This is a genomic window from Paenalcaligenes sp. GW821-LYS-B07-1 (assembly GCF_058803365.1).
In genome coordinates this window covers 3,346,072-3,363,854 of record NZ_CM179516.1, presented here as the reverse complement: position 1 = coordinate 3,363,854, position 17,783 = coordinate 3,346,072, and the positions used below count along the sequence as shown (strand labels likewise).

Here is a 17,783-nt window from a genome sequence, read left to right as displayed (position 1 = left end):
TAGAAAACGAGCTAAGCATGTTTTTGCGTAATACCTGGTATGTAGGGGCATTGTCATCGGAATTGGGGCAAGCGCTTCATGCGGTGAAAATGCTGAATGAGAACATTGTGATGTATCGCAAACAGGACGGCACTCCCGTGGCCTTGGAAGATTCCTGTCCGCACCGTCGTCTGCCGTTGTCCAAAGGCCGTCTGATTAACGACGAAGTGGAATGCGGTTATCACGGTTTGACCTTTGACTGTTCTGGTCAATGCGTTAAAGCACCGGGCGTTGCGCAAATTCCGCGTGCAGCAGTTGTGCGTCAGTACCCCTGTGCGGAGCGTTACGGCATGGTGTGGGTATGGATGGGCGATGCCGCGCTGGCCGATGAAAGCCTAATTATCGACATTCCTGAATGGGGTCGTGAAGGGTGGGGCGTCAACAGTGGCGATGCTATGACCATTGATTGCAACTACCTGTATGTGACCGATAACTTGCTAGACCCTTCGCACGTATCGTGGGTGCACCAAACCTCGTTTGGTAGTGCTTCCATGATCGGCAAACCACTGAAAGTGGACATGGCCGAAAACGGTGTGACGGTATCACGCTGGTTAGAAGACGTAGATGTTGCGCCGTTCTACAAGAAATTCGTGAAATTTGACGGCAACTGCGATAGAAAACAGCAGTACGAAGTGCGTTTTCCATCGTTGGCCGTGATCAAGGCTATCTTTGTACCTGCCGGTAGCGGTGGCGAAGAGGCCGTGAACCATCCAGACGTATTCTTGATGGATTCCTATAACTTCCTGACGCCAGTAGACGAAAAACACACTCGTTATTTCTGGTTCCAGCTGCGTAACTTCAGCCCTAATGACGAAGAAGTATCGCGTGAGTTCAACGAAGATGTGCGCTTTGCGTTCAGCGAAGACAAAGCCATCTTGGAGCTGGTTCAAGTAGGCATGGATGCCCGTCCAGCCGCGTTGGATCTGCCTATTGATTCCGGTCCTATGCGCTTCCGTCGTCGTTTGCAGCAACTCATAGACGCTGAGCAGGCAGAGGTTGGTGCTTAAGATGTCAGCAAGCGATGCACGTCAGTTCAAACGGTATAAGGTAGTTGCTAAAGCAACTGAAAGTGCCTGTATCACATCGTTTGTACTGGAGCCTGAAGATGGTTCGGTACTGCCTGTGTGGCAGCCCGGTCAGTATTTGATCTTCAAATTTGATTTGGATGGTCAATCGTACCTACGCCATTACAGTATTGCGGCCGCACCGGGGCAACCTACGGGGCTACGCATTGCCGTGAAACGCGAAAGTGCACCTGAAGGGGTAGATGTACCTGCCGGTGTTATTTCGCAGCACATGCACGATGCCGTACACGTAGGCGATACGCTGGTAGCCGCAGGCCCACTGGGTGATTTTGTCTTAGATCAGAGCAGCCAACGCCCTGTCTTACTGCTTAGCGGTGGTGTAGGCGTAACGCCTGTATTGGCCATGTTGCAGCAGTTAGTTCTGGGTTCAGATAGACGTGTGGATTTCATACACGGCTGCCAAGACGGTGACTTGCACGCGTTCGCTGACGAAGTTCAAGCACTGGTGGCACAGCGTGCCAATGTGCACAGCCATCTTTGTTACCTGAACCCTACCGATGCTGACCGCCAGCAAGGTGCATTCAAGGTAGAAGGCTTGCTCACGCGCGAGCATCTACAAAGCTGGCTGCCGTTAGACGACTACGAATGCTACGTCTGCGGTCCTACGCCCTTTATGCAGGCGGTATGGCAGATGTTGCGTAGCCTAGGCATTGCGCAAGATCGCATCCACTACGAGTTCTTTGGTACAGCTACTGTGCTGGAAAAAGAGCCCGTCAGTAGCGATGTAGCAGCACCGAAGGCGGCTGACACGGCAGCATCTACCGTGCCGGCGACAGAGCCTGTAGCCGTTACAGGCGAGACCGTAGAGTTCGTTGGGAAAACGGCGGCATTGGCGTGGGATCCTGCGCAGGTCTCCTTGCTGGACTTTGCTGAAGCTCAAGGCTTAGAACCGTATTTCAACTGCCGATCGGGTCTGTGCAATAGCTGCATGTGCACCTTGGTATCAGGCGAAGTGGACTATGTAGAAGAGCCACTGGACATGCCACCCGAGGGCAAAGTGCTGCTGTGCTGTTCCAAGCCGCGTGGTGCAGTGGTGATTGAACTGGCGGAGTAAACGGCTGCGGCATAAGAAAGGGCCGTAAACCTACCAACATCCAGACCCCGGGGGGACGGAGAGGAAACTTTTTTGATTTAGTGTCTCAAATCACAAAAAGTATTCCTGCAGTTCCCCAGCGCGTGCGATGAATGCACTGTTTCAGCAGATATTTCCTGCACCTCAAAAAACCCCAACAAAATCCCGCCCACTATCACCAGCTATCAGGTACATGCTTTAAGTATGTACCTTTTTTCTTGGTGAATACCCTTGTTTTGCAGCCAGTGTGCCCAATAGCACAAATGCTCATGCACAACGGCACAAGTAGCCTAAATAGGGGTAGATATACTCAGGCCGTGAAAATTACCCTCTACAGGAGACTTGGGCATGGCCGTACAACAGGTGAAGGGCATTCGTGAGCACATGATTATCGCGGGCAAGGCGGTAGAGCAAAGCCATGGAGATCGCATCCCCGTATATAACCCCGCGACCGGAGATGTCATTGCAATGCAGCCAGAGGCTGGCGTGGAAGGCGTGGATCAGGCGGTACAAGCGGCGCACCGTGCGCTGACTGATTCCGCATGGACCACCATGTTGCCAGCACAACGTGAGCGTTTGTTGCTCAAGTTGGCTGATGTAGTGGAAGCTCATGCCGATGAGTTGGCTAGCTTGGAAACGTTGAACAACGGTAAGTTGCTGCGCTTTTCATTAGGTATGGAAGTCGCGTCGGCAGTGCAGTGGTTGCGCTATATGGCTGGTTGGGCCACTAAGGTCTCTGGTGATGTGCTGAATTTATCTATTCCATTTCCTCCAAACACCAGCTATCACGCGTACACACGCTTGGAGCCCGTGGGTGTGGTGGCGGCAATTGTGCCGTGGAATTTCCCCCTGTTGATGGCAGTATGGAAAATTGCTCCTGCATTGGCCGCAGGCTGCACCGTGGTACTGAAGCCTGCCGAAGAAACACCGTTAACCGCCATACGTTTGGCTGAACTGGTATTGGAAGCTGGTTTTCCTGCGGGCGTAGTGAACGTGATTACTGGCCGTGGCGATAGCACGGGCGCTGCCTTAACCGCGCACCCGTTGGTGAACAAGATTTCGTTCACAGGCTCTACCGAAGTGGGCTACATCATTGCTCGCCAAGCCGCTCAAGACATGAAGAAAGTGGCGCTAGAACTAGGCGGTAAATCGCCTGTGCTGATTTTTGATGACTGCAATCTAGAGCAGGCCATTCAAGGTGCAGCGAACGCCATCTTCTTTAACCAAGGTCAGGTGTGTACGGCGGGTTCGCGCTTGTACATTCAGAGCGGTATTTACGAAGAGGTTGTACAAGGCATCGCCAAGATTGCCGATGAGATGGTGCTAGGTGATGGCTTTAGTGAGAGCACGCAGATTGCTCCGCTGATTTCTGCACGTCAACAAGCGCGTGTACAGAAGTACATAGAGATTGGTCAGAAAGAGGGGAGGCTGCTGACCAAAGCACAGGATCGTCCTGAGCAAGGTTTCTTTGTGCGCCCTACGGTGTTTGCTGATGTGGACATTATGGCGCGCGTTTCTCAAGAAGAAATCTTCGGGCCGGTGTTGGTGGCGAACCGTTTTGAGACAGAGGCTGACGCGATCCGTCTGGCCAATCAAACGGAATACGGGCTGGGCGCCAGCGTGTGGAGTAATGATCTGAACCGTGTGAATCGCTTGGTGACAGCCATCAAGGCGGGAACGGTTTGGGTGAATACGCACAACATGCTGGATCCACACATGCCCTTTGGCGGTTTCAAACAATCTGGGCTAGGGCGTGAGCATGGCAAGGCGGCAGTGGAGTCCTATCTGGACACCAAATCGGTATGTGTTGCCTATGCCTCTTGAAGTAACCCCCTAACGCAGCATCCATAAAAACACAGGGAGGAGACATGAGTATTCCCAGTAAAACAGTGAAGGTATGGCTGTGTATTGCAGGGATGGTGGCAAGTGGTAGCAGTGTGGCCGGAGACCCCAGTGCGCGGGACTGGCTGCCTGCGCCAGTGGGCACCAATTTGTTGGTAGGTTATATGGCGAGCTTAAGCTCGCACGGTATCTACGAAAACGGTAAGCGTGTGTCGGGTGCTCCCGGCATGGATATGCAGATGGCTATTTATAGACAGATGCATTATCGCGAGTTGGCAGGGAAGACCGTGCAGTACGAGATCATCGTGCCCGTGTTGCGTAAAAACATGGGTAATCCCCGTGAGCATATGCAGGGCGTGGGGGATGTGAGCTTGGGGGCGGCGGTATGGTTCGTGAATAACGAAGAAAGCCGTACCTATTTCGCATGGGAGCCTTTTGTGACTGTTCCTACCGGGCGCTATCACGGCTCGCGTGCCGATTTGTCTCCAGGTGCTAACCGTTGGACCACCGTACAAGACTTTGCGTTTGCACAAGGCTTTGGTGAGAGCAGCTACTTTGAGGGTGTGGCAGAGTTCGAGTTTTACGGCAAGAACACTAATTATTATGGCGCCACACTGAAAAAAGACCCGTCCATGCGTTTGATGGCGTTGGTCTCCACCAATTTGACTGAATCCACCTATGTGGGGATGCGTTACCGCTATGAAACGGGCGGTAAAGAGAAAGTGAATGGTACCCAAGTGGTGGGCTCTGCAAACAGCCACCAGTTGGCCGCTGAAATTACTCATCAACTTAATAATCAGCATCAACTGCAACTGCAGTACATCCATGACCTAGAGGTTCGCAATGGACCACGGTTAAATGGGGTGCAGCTGCGTTATGCCTATGCGTTCTAGCGCATTAACTCAGGAGAAGACAATGCGATTAGCCCGAAATATCAGGCGAAACAGTGCTCGTTGGGTAGCGGCTTTGGTGTTGGGTGGTGTCGCCCTTGGCGCACAGGCTCAGCAATTCAAACCGCTGGAAACTCTGACCGATGGGCATGCCTTATCGTCTGACGCACAAGACCGTATTTATGTCATGGACACAGTATTTATGCACATGACCGAAAGCCGTGTGCACGTGTTTGACGGTAAAACAGGCCGTTTCTTGGGGATGATTCCTACCAGCTTTAATGGTCACATGCAGTTGTCCAATGATGGTAAGAAAATCTACACCATGACGACTTACCACGAGCGTGTCACCCGTGGGAAACGTACCGATGTGGTAGAGATTTGGGATGCTGACGGTCTGACCTTCGAGAAAGAAATCATTCTGCCTAACAACCGTGTGCAAGGTCTGAACTACCGCAATATGTTCCGCCAGACTACAGACGGTAAATTCATCATTCTGCAAAATGCGACCCCAGCGATTTCCGTAGCGGTGGTAGACGTAGAGAAGGGTGAGCACGTAGAAGAAATTACGGCTGTAGCAGGTTGCTGGAGTGTGAACCCTTTGCCTAACCGTCCACGCAGCTTCATGACCGTGTGTGGCGATGGCAAGTTGTTAGTCATCGACTTGGATGAAAACGGCAAAGTCGCATCACAGTACCGTAGTGAGCGCATGTTCTCGGTGCAAGATGACCCTGTTTTCATTGCACAAGCCATGGTGAATAACAAAGCGCATTACGTGTCTTTCTACGGCACGATGTACACCGCTGATTTCAACGGTGACAAAGTGAGCTTTGAGCCTAGCTGGTCCTTGCTAGACGAACAAGATAGAGCAGCAGGTTGGACGCCAGGCGGCTATAACTTGCTGGCTGCGGACGAAGGTAAAGAGCGTCTATACGTGTTGATGCACTCAGGTGGTGCCGAAGGTACACACAAATCACCAGCCGAAGAAATCTGGGTTTATGACCTGCCCACTAAAAAACGTATTGCACGTGTGCCAGGTATGGGGATTCTGTCTATCTCTGTAGATGAGCCGGGCAAACGGCTGCTGGGTATTGATGGTGGCAACGTGCATATCTTCGACATCAGTGGTGACACGCCTACGTTGATTCGCACCATTGAAAATGCTGGTGAGGCAGCGCTGCAAGTAGAGCCTCACGTGGTGATGAAAAACGGAGGCTAGTATGGACCCGATTTTGGGCTATGTGGCGGCTGCCAGTTTATGCATTTTGTTGCTGGCCAGCGGCCTAGAAAAAATCCGCCATTTCAGTTTGTTTGAAGCGGCTGTATCTGCTTACCGGTTGGTACCTGACGTATTAGTACGGCCTGTGTCTGGCGTATTCATCGTGACTGAGCTGTCGGCAGCCTTGCTGCTGTTATGGCCTAGTGCTCGCGTGTTGGGAGCATGGGTAGCCGCTGCGTTGTTGGTGGTGGCAACCGCCGCAATGGCCATTAACTTGCTGCGTGGCCACACCGATGTGTCATGCGGTTGTGGCAGCTTAAAAGACCAGTCGGCAGGGCTGTCATGGTGGTTAGTGGTACGTAATCTGCTATTGCTGGTGGTGCTTAGCGCCGTTGTGGTGCCTGTTACTCAACCCGAGCGTGCATTGGGGTGGGTGGATGGATTGACCTTCTTTGGGGCCACTTTAGCGTTGTTAGGGATGTATCACGCATTGAATCTGTTGATTGAATCGCATAGCAAATTACAAAAACTCAAGGAGATCTAAATGAGTGCGTTAGTGATTTCAAATATCGTGTTGTGGGTAGTTGTGCTGATGTTGGTGGTATTGGTATTGGCGCTGTCCAGACAAATTGGCGTGCTGTATGAACGCGTTGCGCCGATGGGGGCGTTGACCATGGATAAAGGGCCAGAAGTAGGTAGTGCGGCCCCCGTGTTTGAGCTGACCGATATCGTAGGCCGAGCACAAAGTATCGGTGTACCAGGGCAGTACAGCCAACTGCTGTTTTTCCTGTCACCGACTTGCCCAGTATGTAAAAAGCTACTGCCTATTTTGCGTTCTATCGCGCAGGCGGAAAAACAGTGGCTACGCGTGGTGTTGGCCAGCGATGGCGAAATGCCCGAGCACTTGGCTTTCTACAAACAAGCTGGTTTAGACCCATTCCCTTACGTGCTGTCCACGCCGCTAGGCATGAGCTTTCACATCAGCAAATTGCCCTACGCCGTGTTGATGGATGAAAACGGTGTGATCCGCGCCAAAGGGTTGATCAATTCCCGCGAACAGCTGGAAAGTCTGTTTACAGCCAAAGAGCTGGGTGTAGCGTCCATGCAGGATTACCTGCGTACAACAGAGATGAAAGACGTGAATGTTTCACGTAAGGAGAAGACAAATGCATTGGTTGGATAACTTGGGTGAACGGGTGTCTCGCCGTTTGGCGCACCGCTCTTCACGTCGTGGTTTCTTAAACGGCTTGGGCAAAGTGATGGTGGCGTCTGCTGCCATATTGCCCGTGCTGCCTGTGGCTCGCGCCAATAACAACACACCCAAGCTGACGGACTTGGATCCTAACGAGATTCCTGAAGAAGAATTTAACTCGTGCGACTACTGGCGCCATTGCGCGGTAGACGGTTTCTTGTGTTCATGCTGCGGTGGTACAGCCTCGTCTTGCCCGCCCGGCACAACAGCATCGCCTATTTCGTGGGTAGGTACGTGCCATAATCCTTACGATGGTAAGGATTACCTCATCAGTTATAACGATTGTTGTGGGAAAACGGCGTGTAACCGTTGCGGATGTAATACCCAAACACGTGAACGTCCTGGGTATGAGTTCTTCCTGCATAATGACGTGAACTGGTGCATGGCCAATGACAACAGCACCTTCCACTGCACGACATCCGTGTTGGTAGGTTTAGCCAAGAACTAAGAAAAAGAGGTCGGTAGCCTATGGGTTATCGACCCGCTTGGTGTGGAGTACAAGAATGAAAGCGTTGATACTGGTTCTCTTGGGCTGTGTGTCAGGGTTGGGGGCGAATGCAGCGCTTGCAAAGCGACCATTGCCTACAGATGGCGATGCACAATTGGCCTATTTTTTGAATAATGAAGGGGTGTACAAAGACTATATGCTGCAATGTGCGGGCTGCCATCGTTTTGATGGGCGTGGCGCGGAAAATCGTGGCATTCCTAGTTTTGTAGATTCCATTGGTTTGTTTAGCCGTATTCCAGATGGTCGTGCGTATATGATACGGGTGCCTGGTGCTTCACAATCGCAGCTCAATAACGATGAACTGGCGATGGTGTTGAACTATGTGGTGGCACGATTTAGTCCCGAGGAATACGAGAATGGAAAGTTCAGACTGTTCAGTGCTGCCGAAGTAGGGGCATCGCGTCCTTATAAGTTTGATGATGTGGCCGCAGCGCGCAAGGCGCTAGAGCAACAAATGGCTGAACAGGGCTGGGAACCTGCTCCATACTTATTCGGGCAAGCCGGTCGTTAAGCGCAACACGAGTTGCGAGTGCGGGTTTGTCTGTCTAGGCAGAACAAAGAAAAAACGATAAATAAAAGTAGGGGATGAGATAAAGCAGCACTAAGAGGAGAGGAAAATGTTGTTGCATGCTTCGCCACTGCATTTTCAGGATGTGGGGTTATTAAGCGAGTTTCTATCACAGACATTTGTGCCACTTGATGTGAAAGCGCAAGGTAATCAGCCGTTCTCTAATCTTGCTATTAACGATCAACTAGGCTCGTTGATGGTGACAGAAATGCGTTGCACAGCACTGCAGGTAGATCGCACCCATGCCTTGGCGGATCGTACCGAATCAGCCTTGTATAAGGTGTCGTTGCAACTCTCTGGTGTAAGCGAAATTCATCAACAAAACCGTAAAGTGCTGCTGCAAGCTGGGCAATGGGCGTTGTACGATACTACACGCCCTTACACCATCAATGTCGATGCAGAAGCGCACTTGCTGGTGCTGCAACTGGGGTTAAGTCACATGCAAGCGTGGCTGCCTTACCTACAAACAGCATTGGTGCGACGCTTTGAAACGCAAGAAGGTAGCGGGCAAATCATGCGTCAGATGTTGCTCAGTGCCTTGCATCAGCGCCCGCAGTTGTCGGATGTGGCAGCAGGTGGGGTGGCGACCGCATTGCTGCATTTGATCGGCGCGCAGCTGAGTGAATGCGCAGAATTCACGCTGGAACAAGAGCAGGACTCTGTGCAGCATGTGCAGTTGATGAAGCTTAAGCATTACATTGCTGAAAACCTTACTGATCCAGCGCTAGGCGTAGAACTGCTCTGCACACATTTCCGCTATTCACGTCGTTATTTGTACAAGCTGTTTGCGTTGCAGAACTTATCGCCTGCGGATTACATACAGCGTCAACGGTTAGAGGCCTGTAAGCAGTTGCTGGCCAATCCGCATTATCAACGCCCAGTGACTGAGTTGGCCTATCAATACGGGTTTAGAGATGCCACGGCATTTAGCCATGCATTTAGACGTCGTTATGGGTTGTCACCAACGGCGTGGCGCCAAACGCCAAACGACGCCAAAGAATGCAACATGTGTTGAGGACTGGCAACTAGTGTTGTGATGAGGCTCTATGCCTATTGGTATGAATACGATAATCTGTACTGTATCTAGCAGGAATACCTGCATTCCCCCTGATTTTTTAACCCTTGCGCCATGACTGCACATACGCCTTCTTTTGTTTTTTCCAAACGCGCCCAAAAATTGACGGGTTCGGCGATTAGAGAAATTCTGAAAATCACTACACGTACCGAAGTGATTTCTTTTGCGGGCGGTTTGCCATCCGCTGACGGCTTTCCTATTGAAGAGTTGCGCGCGGCGTATGAGAACGTTTTGTCTGAACAAGGTAGGCAAGCGCTGCAGTACGGTCCTACCGAAGGGTATCAGCCGCTACGTGAGTGGGTGGCCAACGATTTGAGCCGCGATAGTCTGACCGTCTCTGCGGATGAAGTGTTGATTGTCTCGGGTTCGCAGCAAGCGCTAGATATGCTGGGCAAGCTGTTTATTGATCCCGGCAGCAAGGTGTTGGTGGAGTCGCCAACGTACTTGGGGGCGCTGCAGTCGTTTTCTATGTTTGAGCCCGAGTATGTGGCCATTGCTACAGACGAGCAGGGGCTACTGCCAGCCGAGGTGTCTGCTGCTAAAGCACAAGGCGCACGTTTTATTTACACACTGCCGAATTTCCAGAACCCTATGGGGGTCACACTGAATGCAGGGCGTCGCCAAGAGTTGGTGGAGCGTTGTGCAGCGGCGGGTATTCCTGTGGTGGAAGATGATCCTTATGGCGAGCTGCGCTATGCTGGTACGCCACAACCTAGCTTGCTGGCGTTGGGCCGTAAAGCTGGCGCGACAGTGATTCGTTTAGGCTCGTTCTCTAAAGTGCTGGCACCTGGGCTGCGTTTAGGTTACATCGTGGCACCGGTAGAGATCATTAATAAGTTAGTGCAGATCAAACAAGCGACTGACTTGCACACAGCAATTGTGACGCAGATGGCGGTGTACAACGCGGTGCAAGATGGTTTTTTGAGCCGCCATTTGCCAGTGGTGCGTGCGCTGTATCAACGTCAATGTGCGTTCATGCTTGAAGCGCTGGAGCAGCATTTCCCTGCATCTGTGCAATGGACTAAGCCTGAGGGCGGTATGTTCTTGTGGGTAACATTGCCCGAGCACATGGATGCTGAACGTTTGCTAGAAAAAGCTATTGCTCGTAATGTGGCATTCGTGCCGGGAGCTCCGTTCTATGCAAGCGCGAATCCTCCACATAATACGTTGCGTTTGAGCTTTGTTACTGTGTCTGAAGACAAAATTCGCAAGGGTATAGAAATTCTAGGTCAGCTAATACGCGAAGAGTTACAGGCATAAGGCTGCAAGGCGATTTTCGCGTTATCATCACACAGCCGTGTTTTGCACGGCTGTACTTTTTTATACTGCCACTGTTTGCCATGTCTGCCTCAAAAACGCCAGAACGCATTGATTTAAACGATATACGCCACAACGATTGGGTGGCGCGTTGGCTGCCCGCCGCATGGGGGCCTTATGCGAGGCTGTGTAGGCTAGATCGTCCTGTGGGCACATGGCTGACTCTGCTGCCTACGATTGCCGCATTGGTGCAAGCTGCTGGTGGTGTACCCGATTGGTGGCGCCTGCTGATTTTCTCACTAGGTGCGCTGCTAATGCGTGGTGTAGGGTGCTGTTTCAACGATATTTTCGACAGAAATTTTGACCATCAAGTAGAACGTACACGATTCAGACCGCTCACTAGTGGGCAACTGACGCTTAAAAAAGCGTTGTGGTTTGTGTTCGCACAGCTAGTCGTGGCAGCGCTGTTCTTATTTGCTATTAATAGCTATAGCCGATGGTTAGCGTTGGCGTTAGTGCCTATAGTGGTGATCTACCCGTTGTGCAAACGTTTTACCTATTGGCCGCAAGCTGTGCTGGGCATCGCCTTTAACTGGGGGATGTTGATGGCGTGGTCAGATACCCAGAATATTGTGCCGTTGGCCGCGATTGCCATGTGGTGGGGCACCGTGTTGTGGCAGATAGGATATGACGCCATTTACGGTTACATCGATATCGCTGATGATCTGAAGTTGGGCTTGAAGTCTGCGGCCATTCGTTTTGGTGATAACGGTAAGCAATGGATTGGTGGCTTGTATATCTTGGCCATGCTGTGCTGGCTGTGGGCGGGTTACAGCATGGGAATGGGCATAGGCTACTTTGTAGTCATGGCTGTGATTGCTGTGCACTTTGTGTGGCAAGTGAGTCGTTTTGATCCAAAACGTCCCGAATTTGGACTAGGGCTTTTTCGTGCCAACATGACTGTTGGGGTGCTGATGATCGTAGCGGCACTGGCTGGAACGATGCTAGGGTAAACCCTTATAAACACTAAAAAAAACCCTAAAAAGATCGTTCCTACGAAATTCGCTGTGTAAAATCAGTGGCTTTCATATCCATATCAGAACCTCAATTGCTTAGGCAGTCGGGTGAGTCTTTAGTAGGTTGATCATGCCCAGTACCATGGAAGTTGTCGCAACCATATTGTTTGCGATCGCCATTGTCCATACGTTTTCCGTTCCCGTTTTTGCTCGCCTCGCTAATCGCGGTGGGTCACACGCGGGTTTATGGCATTTACTGTCTGAAGTAGAAGCTGTTTTCGGTGTATGGGCCTGTGTGTTATTTGTGTACGTGGCCGTATTCATTGGTTTGGATACCGCTGTGCAGTACATGGATTCGCGTAACTTCACTGAACCAGCCTTTGTGTTCGTGATTATGGTGATCGCGGCCAGCCGACCGATTCTGGAGCTGGTGTCAGTGATCGTGCGCTTGTTGTCGCGTCTGGTGCCTGTGCGCCAAGAGTACGCCATGTTCTTCATCATCATGGCTTTTGTACCGCTGTCTGGCTCGTTGATTACTGAGCCTGCCGCCATGACACTGGCCGCTCTGATGATTAGGGATCGTTACTTCTCTAAGTCCAATCTGGATGGTTTTAAATACCTGACCTTGGGCGTGCTCTTCGTGAACATCTCCATTGGTGGGGTGTTAACTGCGTACGCAGCACCACCGGTATTGATGGTAGCCCAAACATTTGGTTGGGATTCTGCCTACATGTTCACGCATTTTGGCTGGCGTGCTGCCTTGGCCGTGATTATTAACGCCGCCATTTTAACCTGGTTGTCGCGTGACGCATTGGTAATGCCTGAGCCTGACCCAAGCACTGTAGTGACTAAAGCTAAGCGTCCACCTGTACCACCAGTGGTTATGGTGATTCACATGTTGTTCTTAGCGGGTGTCGTGATTTTTGCTCACCACCCTGTGATTTTCATGGCGTTGTTGATGATGTTCATCGGCTATGCCCACGCTTACGCACGTCACCAGAATCCATTGATGATCCGTGAAGGCCTGATGGTAGGTTTCTTCTTGGCGGGTTTGGTGGTGCTAGGTGGTTTGCAGAAATGGTGGTTGCAAGACTTACTAGGTGGCTTGCCTCCGTTCGTACTGTTCTGGGGCGCTACGGCTTTGACAGCTATTACCGATAACGCCGCATTGACCTACTTGGGTTCGTTGGTGGAAGGTACTAACGAGTTCTGGCGCTACATGTTGGTAGCTGGTGCGGTAACAGGTGGTGGTTTGACTGTGATTGCCAATGCACCAAACCCAGCAGGTTTCTCTATTTTGAAAGGCACATTCCCCGATGGCGCGATTTCGCCATTGCGTTTGTTGCTGTCGGCTGCGATCCCTACCTTGATCGCAGCAGGTATGTTCCTGTTGCCGGTTTAAGGCAAAAAAGGACGCTGTAAAGCAGGCTGTTACGCATAAACAGTGCGATATGGCAGTAAACGGGCTAAAATCAGGAATCTGAATTTAGCCCGTTTACGTTAGAATGGGCTAATTGTGTTTCGTCCTACTGTTTTAGAGTTGCGTCGTGCCTATTTATGCGTATAAGTGCAGTAACTGCCATCACGAGCAGGATGTACTGCAGAAGATGTCTGATCCGGTTTTGGAAGTATGTCCAACCTGTGGTCAGCATACCTATCAGAAACAGGTCACCGCTGCGGGCTTTCAATTGAAAGGTTCGGGCTGGTATGTGACAGACTTCCGCAATGGCGGAAAATCCTCTGATTCTGGAAGCTCGTCTTCCAGTAGTTCTTCAGGCAATAGTAGCGGTTCCTAACGGCTATGCGTTTTTTCAAGCGATTTTTCATTACTGGCTTACTGGTCTGGATCCCTTTGGTGATCACAGTCTGGGTCATTATGTTGTTGATCGATACGCTTGAAAGCTTTGTACCGAAGTTTCTCTCTTCCGAGGCGTTATTCGGCGTTTCGGTGCCAGGTTTCAGTGTCATACTGGTGCTGGCAGTTGTGGTGCTTACGGGTTTGGTCACGGCCAATTTGATAGGTCGTACTTTATTCGAGCAATGGGAGAAACTATTGGGACGTATCCCGTTAGTGCGTTCCATTTATAATTCCGTTAAGCAGGTGAGCGATACGGTGCTGGCCCCAAATGGGCAGGCTTTCCGTGAAGCGGTATTGGTTGAATACCCCCGAAAAGGGGCGTGGACCATCGCCTTTTTAACAGGTGCCCCAGGTGGTGAGGTGGTGGGCAAGTTGCCCGTCGAGTGTGTGAGTGTGTATGTGCCCACTACGCCCAATCCTACTTCGGGATTTTTTCTGATGTTGCCGCGGTCCGATGTGGTCAAGCTAGATATGACCGTGGATGCGGCGCTTAAATATATTGTTTCTATGGGGGTCGTGGTGCCTGCTGAGCGCCCGCCTCTCTGATTCGTTTACTGAGGGAGTCATCCTAGATGCGTACCTGCTATACCGGCGAGGTCAATACCCAACACTTGGGACAAACCGTTACGTTGTTCGGCTGGGTGCACCGCCGACGCGATCATGGTGGTGTCATTTTTATTGACCTGCGTGATCGTGCTGGTCTGGCACAGATCGTTGTGAATCCGGAAAATGCTGAAGTGTTTGCGACAGCTGAGCGTATTCGTAACGAGTTCTGCTTGCGCGTAACAGGCGTTGTTCAAGCACGTCCAGAAGGCACTGCCAACCCAGATTTGGCGTCTGGTGCTATTGAAGTGGTTTGCCAAGAGCTGGAAATCCTGAACGCGTCGGTGACTCCTCCATTCCAATTGGATGATGACAACCTGTCCGAAACCACACGTCTGACACACCGCGTGCTGGATTTGCGTCGCCCACAAATGCAAAACAACTTGATGTTGCGCTACCGTGTGGCCATGGAAGTGCGTAAATACTTGGATAGCATGGGCTTTATCGATATCGAAACCCCAATGCTGACCAAGAGCACACCAGAAGGCGCTCGTGACTATTTGGTGCCATCCCGTGTGAACCCAGGTGAGTTCTTTGCTTTGCCGCAGTCACCACAGCTGTTCAAACAGATGTTGATGGTGGCCGGTTTCGATCGCTACTACCAAATCACCAAATGTTTCCGCGACGAAGATTTGCGTGCTGACCGTCAGCCAGAATTCACCCAGATCGACTGCGAAATGTCGTTCATGGACGAGTTCCAAATCCGCGATATTTTCGAAAACATGGTGCGTCATGTGTTCTCCACAGTACAGAAAGTTGAGTTGCCTCAGCCTTTCCCTGTGATGAGCTGGACAGAAGCCATGCAGCGTTTCGGTTCCGATAAGCCAGATATGCGTGTGAAACTGGAGTTCACCGATGTGGCCGACTTGATGCGCGAAGTGTCCTTCAAAGTGTTCTCCGGCCCAGCGAATGATCCTAACTGCCGTGTTGTGGCATTGCGTGTACCTGCTGGTGGTGAAATGCCACGTAGCGAAATAGACGCATACACTAAATTTGTAGGCATCTATGGCGCTAAAGGCTTGGCTTACATCAAAGTAAACGATGTGGCGAACATCCCTGAGGGTCTGCAGTCCCCAATCGTGAAGAACATCGACAACGACGCACTGCGCGCCGTGATGGAACGTACAGGCGCTCAAAACGGCGACTTGATCTTCTTTGGTGCAGACAAAACGTCCGTAGTGAACGATGCTATGGGTGCGCTGCGTATCAAGATTGGCCACAGCGAGCATGGTCGCAAGCATGGCTTGGTTGAAGCAGGCTGGAAACCGCTGTGGGTTGTGGATTTCCCGATGTTCGAGTACGACGAAGAAACCAAGCGTTACTACGCGGCACACCACCCATTCACCAGCCCCAAAGATGGTCACGAAGACTTCTTGGAAACCGATCCCGCCAAAGTGCAGGCCAAAGCCTACGATATGGTATTGAACGGTTGGGAAATGGGCGGTGGTTCGGTACGTATTCACCGTGCTGATGTTCAAAGTAAAGTGTTCTCTGCATTGAACATCAATGCTGAAGAGGCTCGCGAGAAATTCGGCTTCTTGCTGGATGCGCTGCAATACGGTGCGCCTCCACACGGTGGTATTGCCTTTGGTTTGGACCGCATGATCACAATGATGGCTGGTGCAGATTCCATCCGTGACGTGATTGCGTTCCCCAAAACACAGCGTGCTCAGTGTTTGTTGACTCACGCGCCTTCCGGTGTAGACGAGAAGCAGTTGAAAGAGTTGCACATCCGCTTGCGTCCACAGGAAGCTAAGCCCGCCTAAGGCTATGGGAATCATACGAGTCGTTAGCTACAACATTCATAAGGGGCGCACGGCCACAGGTGGTCGTGAGTCCCTAGAAGAGTTGAAGCTAGGGCTGTATGGTCTGGCCCCGGACCTGCTGTTTTTGCAGGAGGTTCAGGGGCGCAACGACCAGCAAGCAACGCTGGACGCGCAGCACGAATCATTGGCTGCGGTATTACGCATGCGTAATGCGTATGGGTGTAATGCGGTGCGAGAATTTACCGATCACGGTAATGCACTGCTCTCCCGATACCCTATTTTGCACCACGAAAATGAAGACATTTCAGATCACCGCTTAGAACAGCGTGGCCTGCTTCATGCTGTGGTGGATATTGAAGGCAGACCGGTGCACTGTATTGTGGTGCATTTGGGTTTGTTTGGTGGTGGTAGAGCGCGTCAGGCGCAGGCCTTGGTGGATAGAATTCACCGCTTAGTGCCCGATGATGAACCTCTACTTATCGCTGGGGATTTCAACGACTGGAACAATAAGCTAGCCCCTATTTTCGTGAAGCAACTAGGCTTGTACGAAGTGTTTTCGTTTGCCTCTATGGTGAAGGGGCGTACTGGGCCAGGCTTCAAGCTGCGACAGCCTATGAATTGGCTGCGAGGCTGGTCCAAACAAGAAGGCAGCGAGATACACACACCGCAATTGGGTGTGGGCGGTAATGCCCGCCTGACCTTGCCACCGCGCACTTTTCCAGCTGCATTCCCTTTCTTGAGATTAGACCGTATTTATCAGCGCGGCTTTGCCGTGCGTACAGCGAAAGTGCTGCAGGGTTTGCCTTGGAAGCAAATCTCAGACCACGCTCCTATACTGACAGAATTGGAACTTCCTTAAATGGCTGAGGACATTTACGCCCACATTACGCCAGTCATCATTGTAAAAAATGGGGCTGCGCATGTGCGCCGTACCATTGGTGCGTTGAAGCCATTTAGGCAAGTGGTGGTGTATGACAATGGCTCTACAGACGATACCTTGAGTTTGCTGAGTGAGTATCCCAACGTGAAAGTGGTGCAAGGCAGCTTTATGGGCTTTGGCCCTACAAAGAATGCGGCAGCGTCACACGCAGAAACCGACTGGATTCTGTCGTTGGACATTGATGAGCAGGTGAATCAGAAGTTGCTGGATGCATTGGCAGATTGGCCCCTAGAAGAAGAAAGCAAAGTAGGGGAAGTGCTGCGCAATAATTACTTTTGTGGCAAGCATATACGCACTAACGGTTGGGGCAAAGACTGGTTATGCCGCTTGTATAACCGTCGCCAGCATCGTTTCACCGACAGTCAGGTACATGAAAAAGTGAAGCTGGACGGTCGTAGCCAAGTGGTGCGATTAAAAGGCGGGCTAGAACACGAGGCAGTGACTGACGTAGGTCAGCTTTTGGTCAAAACGCAATACTACTCAGAGCTGTATGCCAATTCCGAACGAGCACGGTTGTATACCTTTCCCGTGGTGGTGTTTAAAGCGGCATTCCGTTTTTTTAGATCGTATTTCTTGCAGTTGGGCATATTGTCAGGCTCGCGCGGCATGATGATTGCTGTGGGCGAAGCGACAGGCGTTTTCTTCCGCTACAGCAAAGTGTATCAGCGCAAGAAATTTACACAGAAATCTGATAAAAACACGTAAAAATACGGAACTTTCTGCGTATTTTGACCTCTTATTATGTGTTTCCTTATTTAGCACTCAGTGTGCTAGAGTGCTAGAATAATAACGG

General features: G+C 51.2%; 18 protein-coding genes. All 18 read left to right on the top strand.

Features of this window, described 5'->3' with window-relative positions; translation table 11 throughout:
- Positions 1–17: 17 nt before the first annotated feature.
- The 18 genes from AC3QL0_RS16180 to AC3QL0_RS16095 all read left to right on the top strand — a co-directional run bounded on the left by AC3QL0_RS16180 (position 18) and on the right by AC3QL0_RS16095 (position 17,695).
- The gene (locus AC3QL0_RS16180) at positions 18–1,046 is read left to right on the top strand and encodes an aromatic ring-hydroxylating dioxygenase subunit alpha (protein ID WP_493009400.1); all 1,029 of its coding nucleotides are present in this window, start codon (positions 18–20) and stop codon (positions 1,044–1,046) included.
- 1 nt (position 1,047) lies between these two features.
- Entirely contained in the window at positions 1,048–2,178 is a 1,131-nt protein-coding gene (locus AC3QL0_RS16175; RefSeq protein ID WP_493009399.1) for a 2Fe-2S iron-sulfur cluster-binding protein, read from the top strand.
- 366 nt (positions 2,179–2,544) lie between these two features.
- A complete protein-coding gene (locus AC3QL0_RS16170; RefSeq protein WP_493009398.1) occupies positions 2,545–4,020 on the top strand; it encodes an aldehyde dehydrogenase family protein in 1,476 nt (491 codons plus the stop codon).
- Between the two features lie 44 nt (positions 4,021–4,064).
- Complete coding sequence (locus AC3QL0_RS16165) at positions 4,065–4,931, top strand: transporter (RefSeq protein ID WP_493009397.1); 867 nt, start codon at positions 4,065–4,067, stop codon at positions 4,929–4,931.
- Between the two features lie 22 nt (positions 4,932–4,953).
- The gene (locus tag AC3QL0_RS16160; RefSeq protein WP_493009396.1) at positions 4,954–6,147 is read left to right on the top strand and encodes an amine dehydrogenase large subunit; all 1,194 of its coding nucleotides are present in this window, start codon (positions 4,954–4,956) and stop codon (positions 6,145–6,147) included.
- A 1-nt stretch (position 6,148) separates the two neighbouring features.
- A complete protein-coding gene (locus AC3QL0_RS16155; protein ID WP_493009395.1) occupies positions 6,149–6,691 on the top strand; it encodes a MauE/DoxX family redox-associated membrane protein in 543 nt (180 codons plus the stop codon).
- Positions 6,692–7,330, top strand: coding sequence for a methylamine dehydrogenase accessory protein MauD (mauD, locus tag AC3QL0_RS16150; protein ID WP_493009394.1), 639 nt, complete (start codon positions 6,692–6,694; stop codon positions 7,328–7,330). It begins immediately after the preceding gene.
- Positions 7,314–7,847 (top strand): methylamine dehydrogenase light chain, encoded by a 534-nt coding sequence (locus AC3QL0_RS16145; protein WP_493009393.1) that lies wholly within the window; start codon positions 7,314–7,316, stop codon positions 7,845–7,847. The genes mauD and AC3QL0_RS16145 overlap by 17 nt, the downstream gene beginning before the upstream one ends.
- Positions 7,848–7,902: 55 nt before the next feature.
- On the top strand, positions 7,903–8,418 hold the full coding sequence (locus AC3QL0_RS16140; RefSeq protein ID WP_493009391.1) for a c-type cytochrome: 516 nt from the start codon (positions 7,903–7,905) through the stop codon (positions 8,416–8,418).
- 106 nt (positions 8,419–8,524) lie between these two features.
- Entirely contained in the window at positions 8,525–9,490 is a 966-nt protein-coding gene (locus AC3QL0_RS16135; protein WP_493009390.1) for an AraC-like ligand-binding domain-containing protein, read from the top strand.
- A gap of 114 nt (positions 9,491–9,604) precedes the next feature.
- Entirely contained in the window at positions 9,605–10,810 is a 1,206-nt protein-coding gene (locus tag AC3QL0_RS16130; RefSeq protein WP_493009389.1) for an aminotransferase-like domain-containing protein, read from the top strand.
- 80 nt (positions 10,811–10,890) lie between these two features.
- Complete coding sequence (ubiA, locus tag AC3QL0_RS16125) at positions 10,891–11,820, top strand: 4-hydroxybenzoate octaprenyltransferase (RefSeq protein ID WP_493009388.1); 930 nt, start codon at positions 10,891–10,893, stop codon at positions 11,818–11,820.
- A 133-nt stretch (positions 11,821–11,953) separates the two neighbouring features.
- Complete coding sequence (locus AC3QL0_RS16120; RefSeq protein ID WP_493009387.1) at positions 11,954–13,225, top strand: putative Na+/H+ antiporter; 1,272 nt, start codon at positions 11,954–11,956, stop codon at positions 13,223–13,225.
- A gap of 145 nt (positions 13,226–13,370) precedes the next feature.
- The gene (locus tag AC3QL0_RS16115) at positions 13,371–13,619 is read left to right on the top strand and encodes an FmdB family zinc ribbon protein (protein WP_493009386.1); all 249 of its coding nucleotides are present in this window, start codon (positions 13,371–13,373) and stop codon (positions 13,617–13,619) included.
- Between the two features lie 5 nt (positions 13,620–13,624).
- A complete protein-coding gene (locus AC3QL0_RS16110) occupies positions 13,625–14,227 on the top strand; it encodes a DUF502 domain-containing protein (protein WP_430221311.1) in 603 nt (200 codons plus the stop codon).
- A 26-nt stretch (positions 14,228–14,253) separates the two neighbouring features.
- Complete coding sequence (aspS, locus tag AC3QL0_RS16105) at positions 14,254–16,050, top strand: aspartate--tRNA ligase (RefSeq protein ID WP_493009385.1); 1,797 nt, start codon at positions 14,254–14,256, stop codon at positions 16,048–16,050.
- Positions 16,051–16,054: 4 nt separating this feature from the next.
- On the top strand, positions 16,055–16,909 hold the full coding sequence (locus AC3QL0_RS16100) for an endonuclease/exonuclease/phosphatase family protein (RefSeq protein WP_493009384.1): 855 nt from the start codon (positions 16,055–16,057) through the stop codon (positions 16,907–16,909).
- Positions 16,910–17,695, top strand: coding sequence for a glycosyltransferase family 2 protein (locus tag AC3QL0_RS16095; protein ID WP_493009383.1), 786 nt, complete (start codon positions 16,910–16,912; stop codon positions 17,693–17,695).
- Positions 17,696–17,783 lie beyond the last annotated feature (88 nt).

Coding starts and splice junctions, on each gene's coding strand:
- AC3QL0_RS16180 (WP_493009400.1), top strand. CDS start 18: ATGTTTTTGCGTAATACCTGGTATGTAGGGGCATTGTCATCGGAATTG.
- AC3QL0_RS16175 (WP_493009399.1), top strand. CDS start 1,048: ATGTCAGCAAGCGATGCACGTCAGTTCAAACGGTATAAGGTAGTTGCT.
- AC3QL0_RS16170 (WP_493009398.1), top strand. CDS start 2,545: ATGGCCGTACAACAGGTGAAGGGCATTCGTGAGCACATGATTATCGCG.
- AC3QL0_RS16165 (WP_493009397.1), top strand. CDS start 4,065: ATGAGTATTCCCAGTAAAACAGTGAAGGTATGGCTGTGTATTGCAGGG.
- AC3QL0_RS16160 (WP_493009396.1), top strand. CDS start 4,954: ATGCGATTAGCCCGAAATATCAGGCGAAACAGTGCTCGTTGGGTAGCG.
- AC3QL0_RS16155 (WP_493009395.1), top strand. CDS start 6,149: ATGGACCCGATTTTGGGCTATGTGGCGGCTGCCAGTTTATGCATTTTG.
- mauD (WP_493009394.1), top strand. CDS start 6,692: ATGAGTGCGTTAGTGATTTCAAATATCGTGTTGTGGGTAGTTGTGCTG.
- AC3QL0_RS16145 (WP_493009393.1), top strand. CDS start 7,314: ATGCATTGGTTGGATAACTTGGGTGAACGGGTGTCTCGCCGTTTGGCG.
- AC3QL0_RS16140 (WP_493009391.1), top strand. CDS start 7,903: ATGAAAGCGTTGATACTGGTTCTCTTGGGCTGTGTGTCAGGGTTGGGG.
- AC3QL0_RS16135 (WP_493009390.1), top strand. CDS start 8,525: ATGTTGTTGCATGCTTCGCCACTGCATTTTCAGGATGTGGGGTTATTA.
- AC3QL0_RS16130 (WP_493009389.1), top strand. CDS start 9,605: ATGACTGCACATACGCCTTCTTTTGTTTTTTCCAAACGCGCCCAAAAA.
- ubiA (WP_493009388.1), top strand. CDS start 10,891: ATGTCTGCCTCAAAAACGCCAGAACGCATTGATTTAAACGATATACGC.
- AC3QL0_RS16120 (WP_493009387.1), top strand. CDS start 11,954: ATGCCCAGTACCATGGAAGTTGTCGCAACCATATTGTTTGCGATCGCC.
- AC3QL0_RS16110 (WP_430221311.1), top strand. CDS start 13,625: ATGCGTTTTTTCAAGCGATTTTTCATTACTGGCTTACTGGTCTGGATC.
- aspS (WP_493009385.1), top strand. CDS start 14,254: ATGCGTACCTGCTATACCGGCGAGGTCAATACCCAACACTTGGGACAA.
- AC3QL0_RS16100 (WP_493009384.1), top strand. CDS start 16,055: ATGGGAATCATACGAGTCGTTAGCTACAACATTCATAAGGGGCGCACG.
- AC3QL0_RS16095 (WP_493009383.1), top strand. CDS start 16,910: ATGGCTGAGGACATTTACGCCCACATTACGCCAGTCATCATTGTAAAA.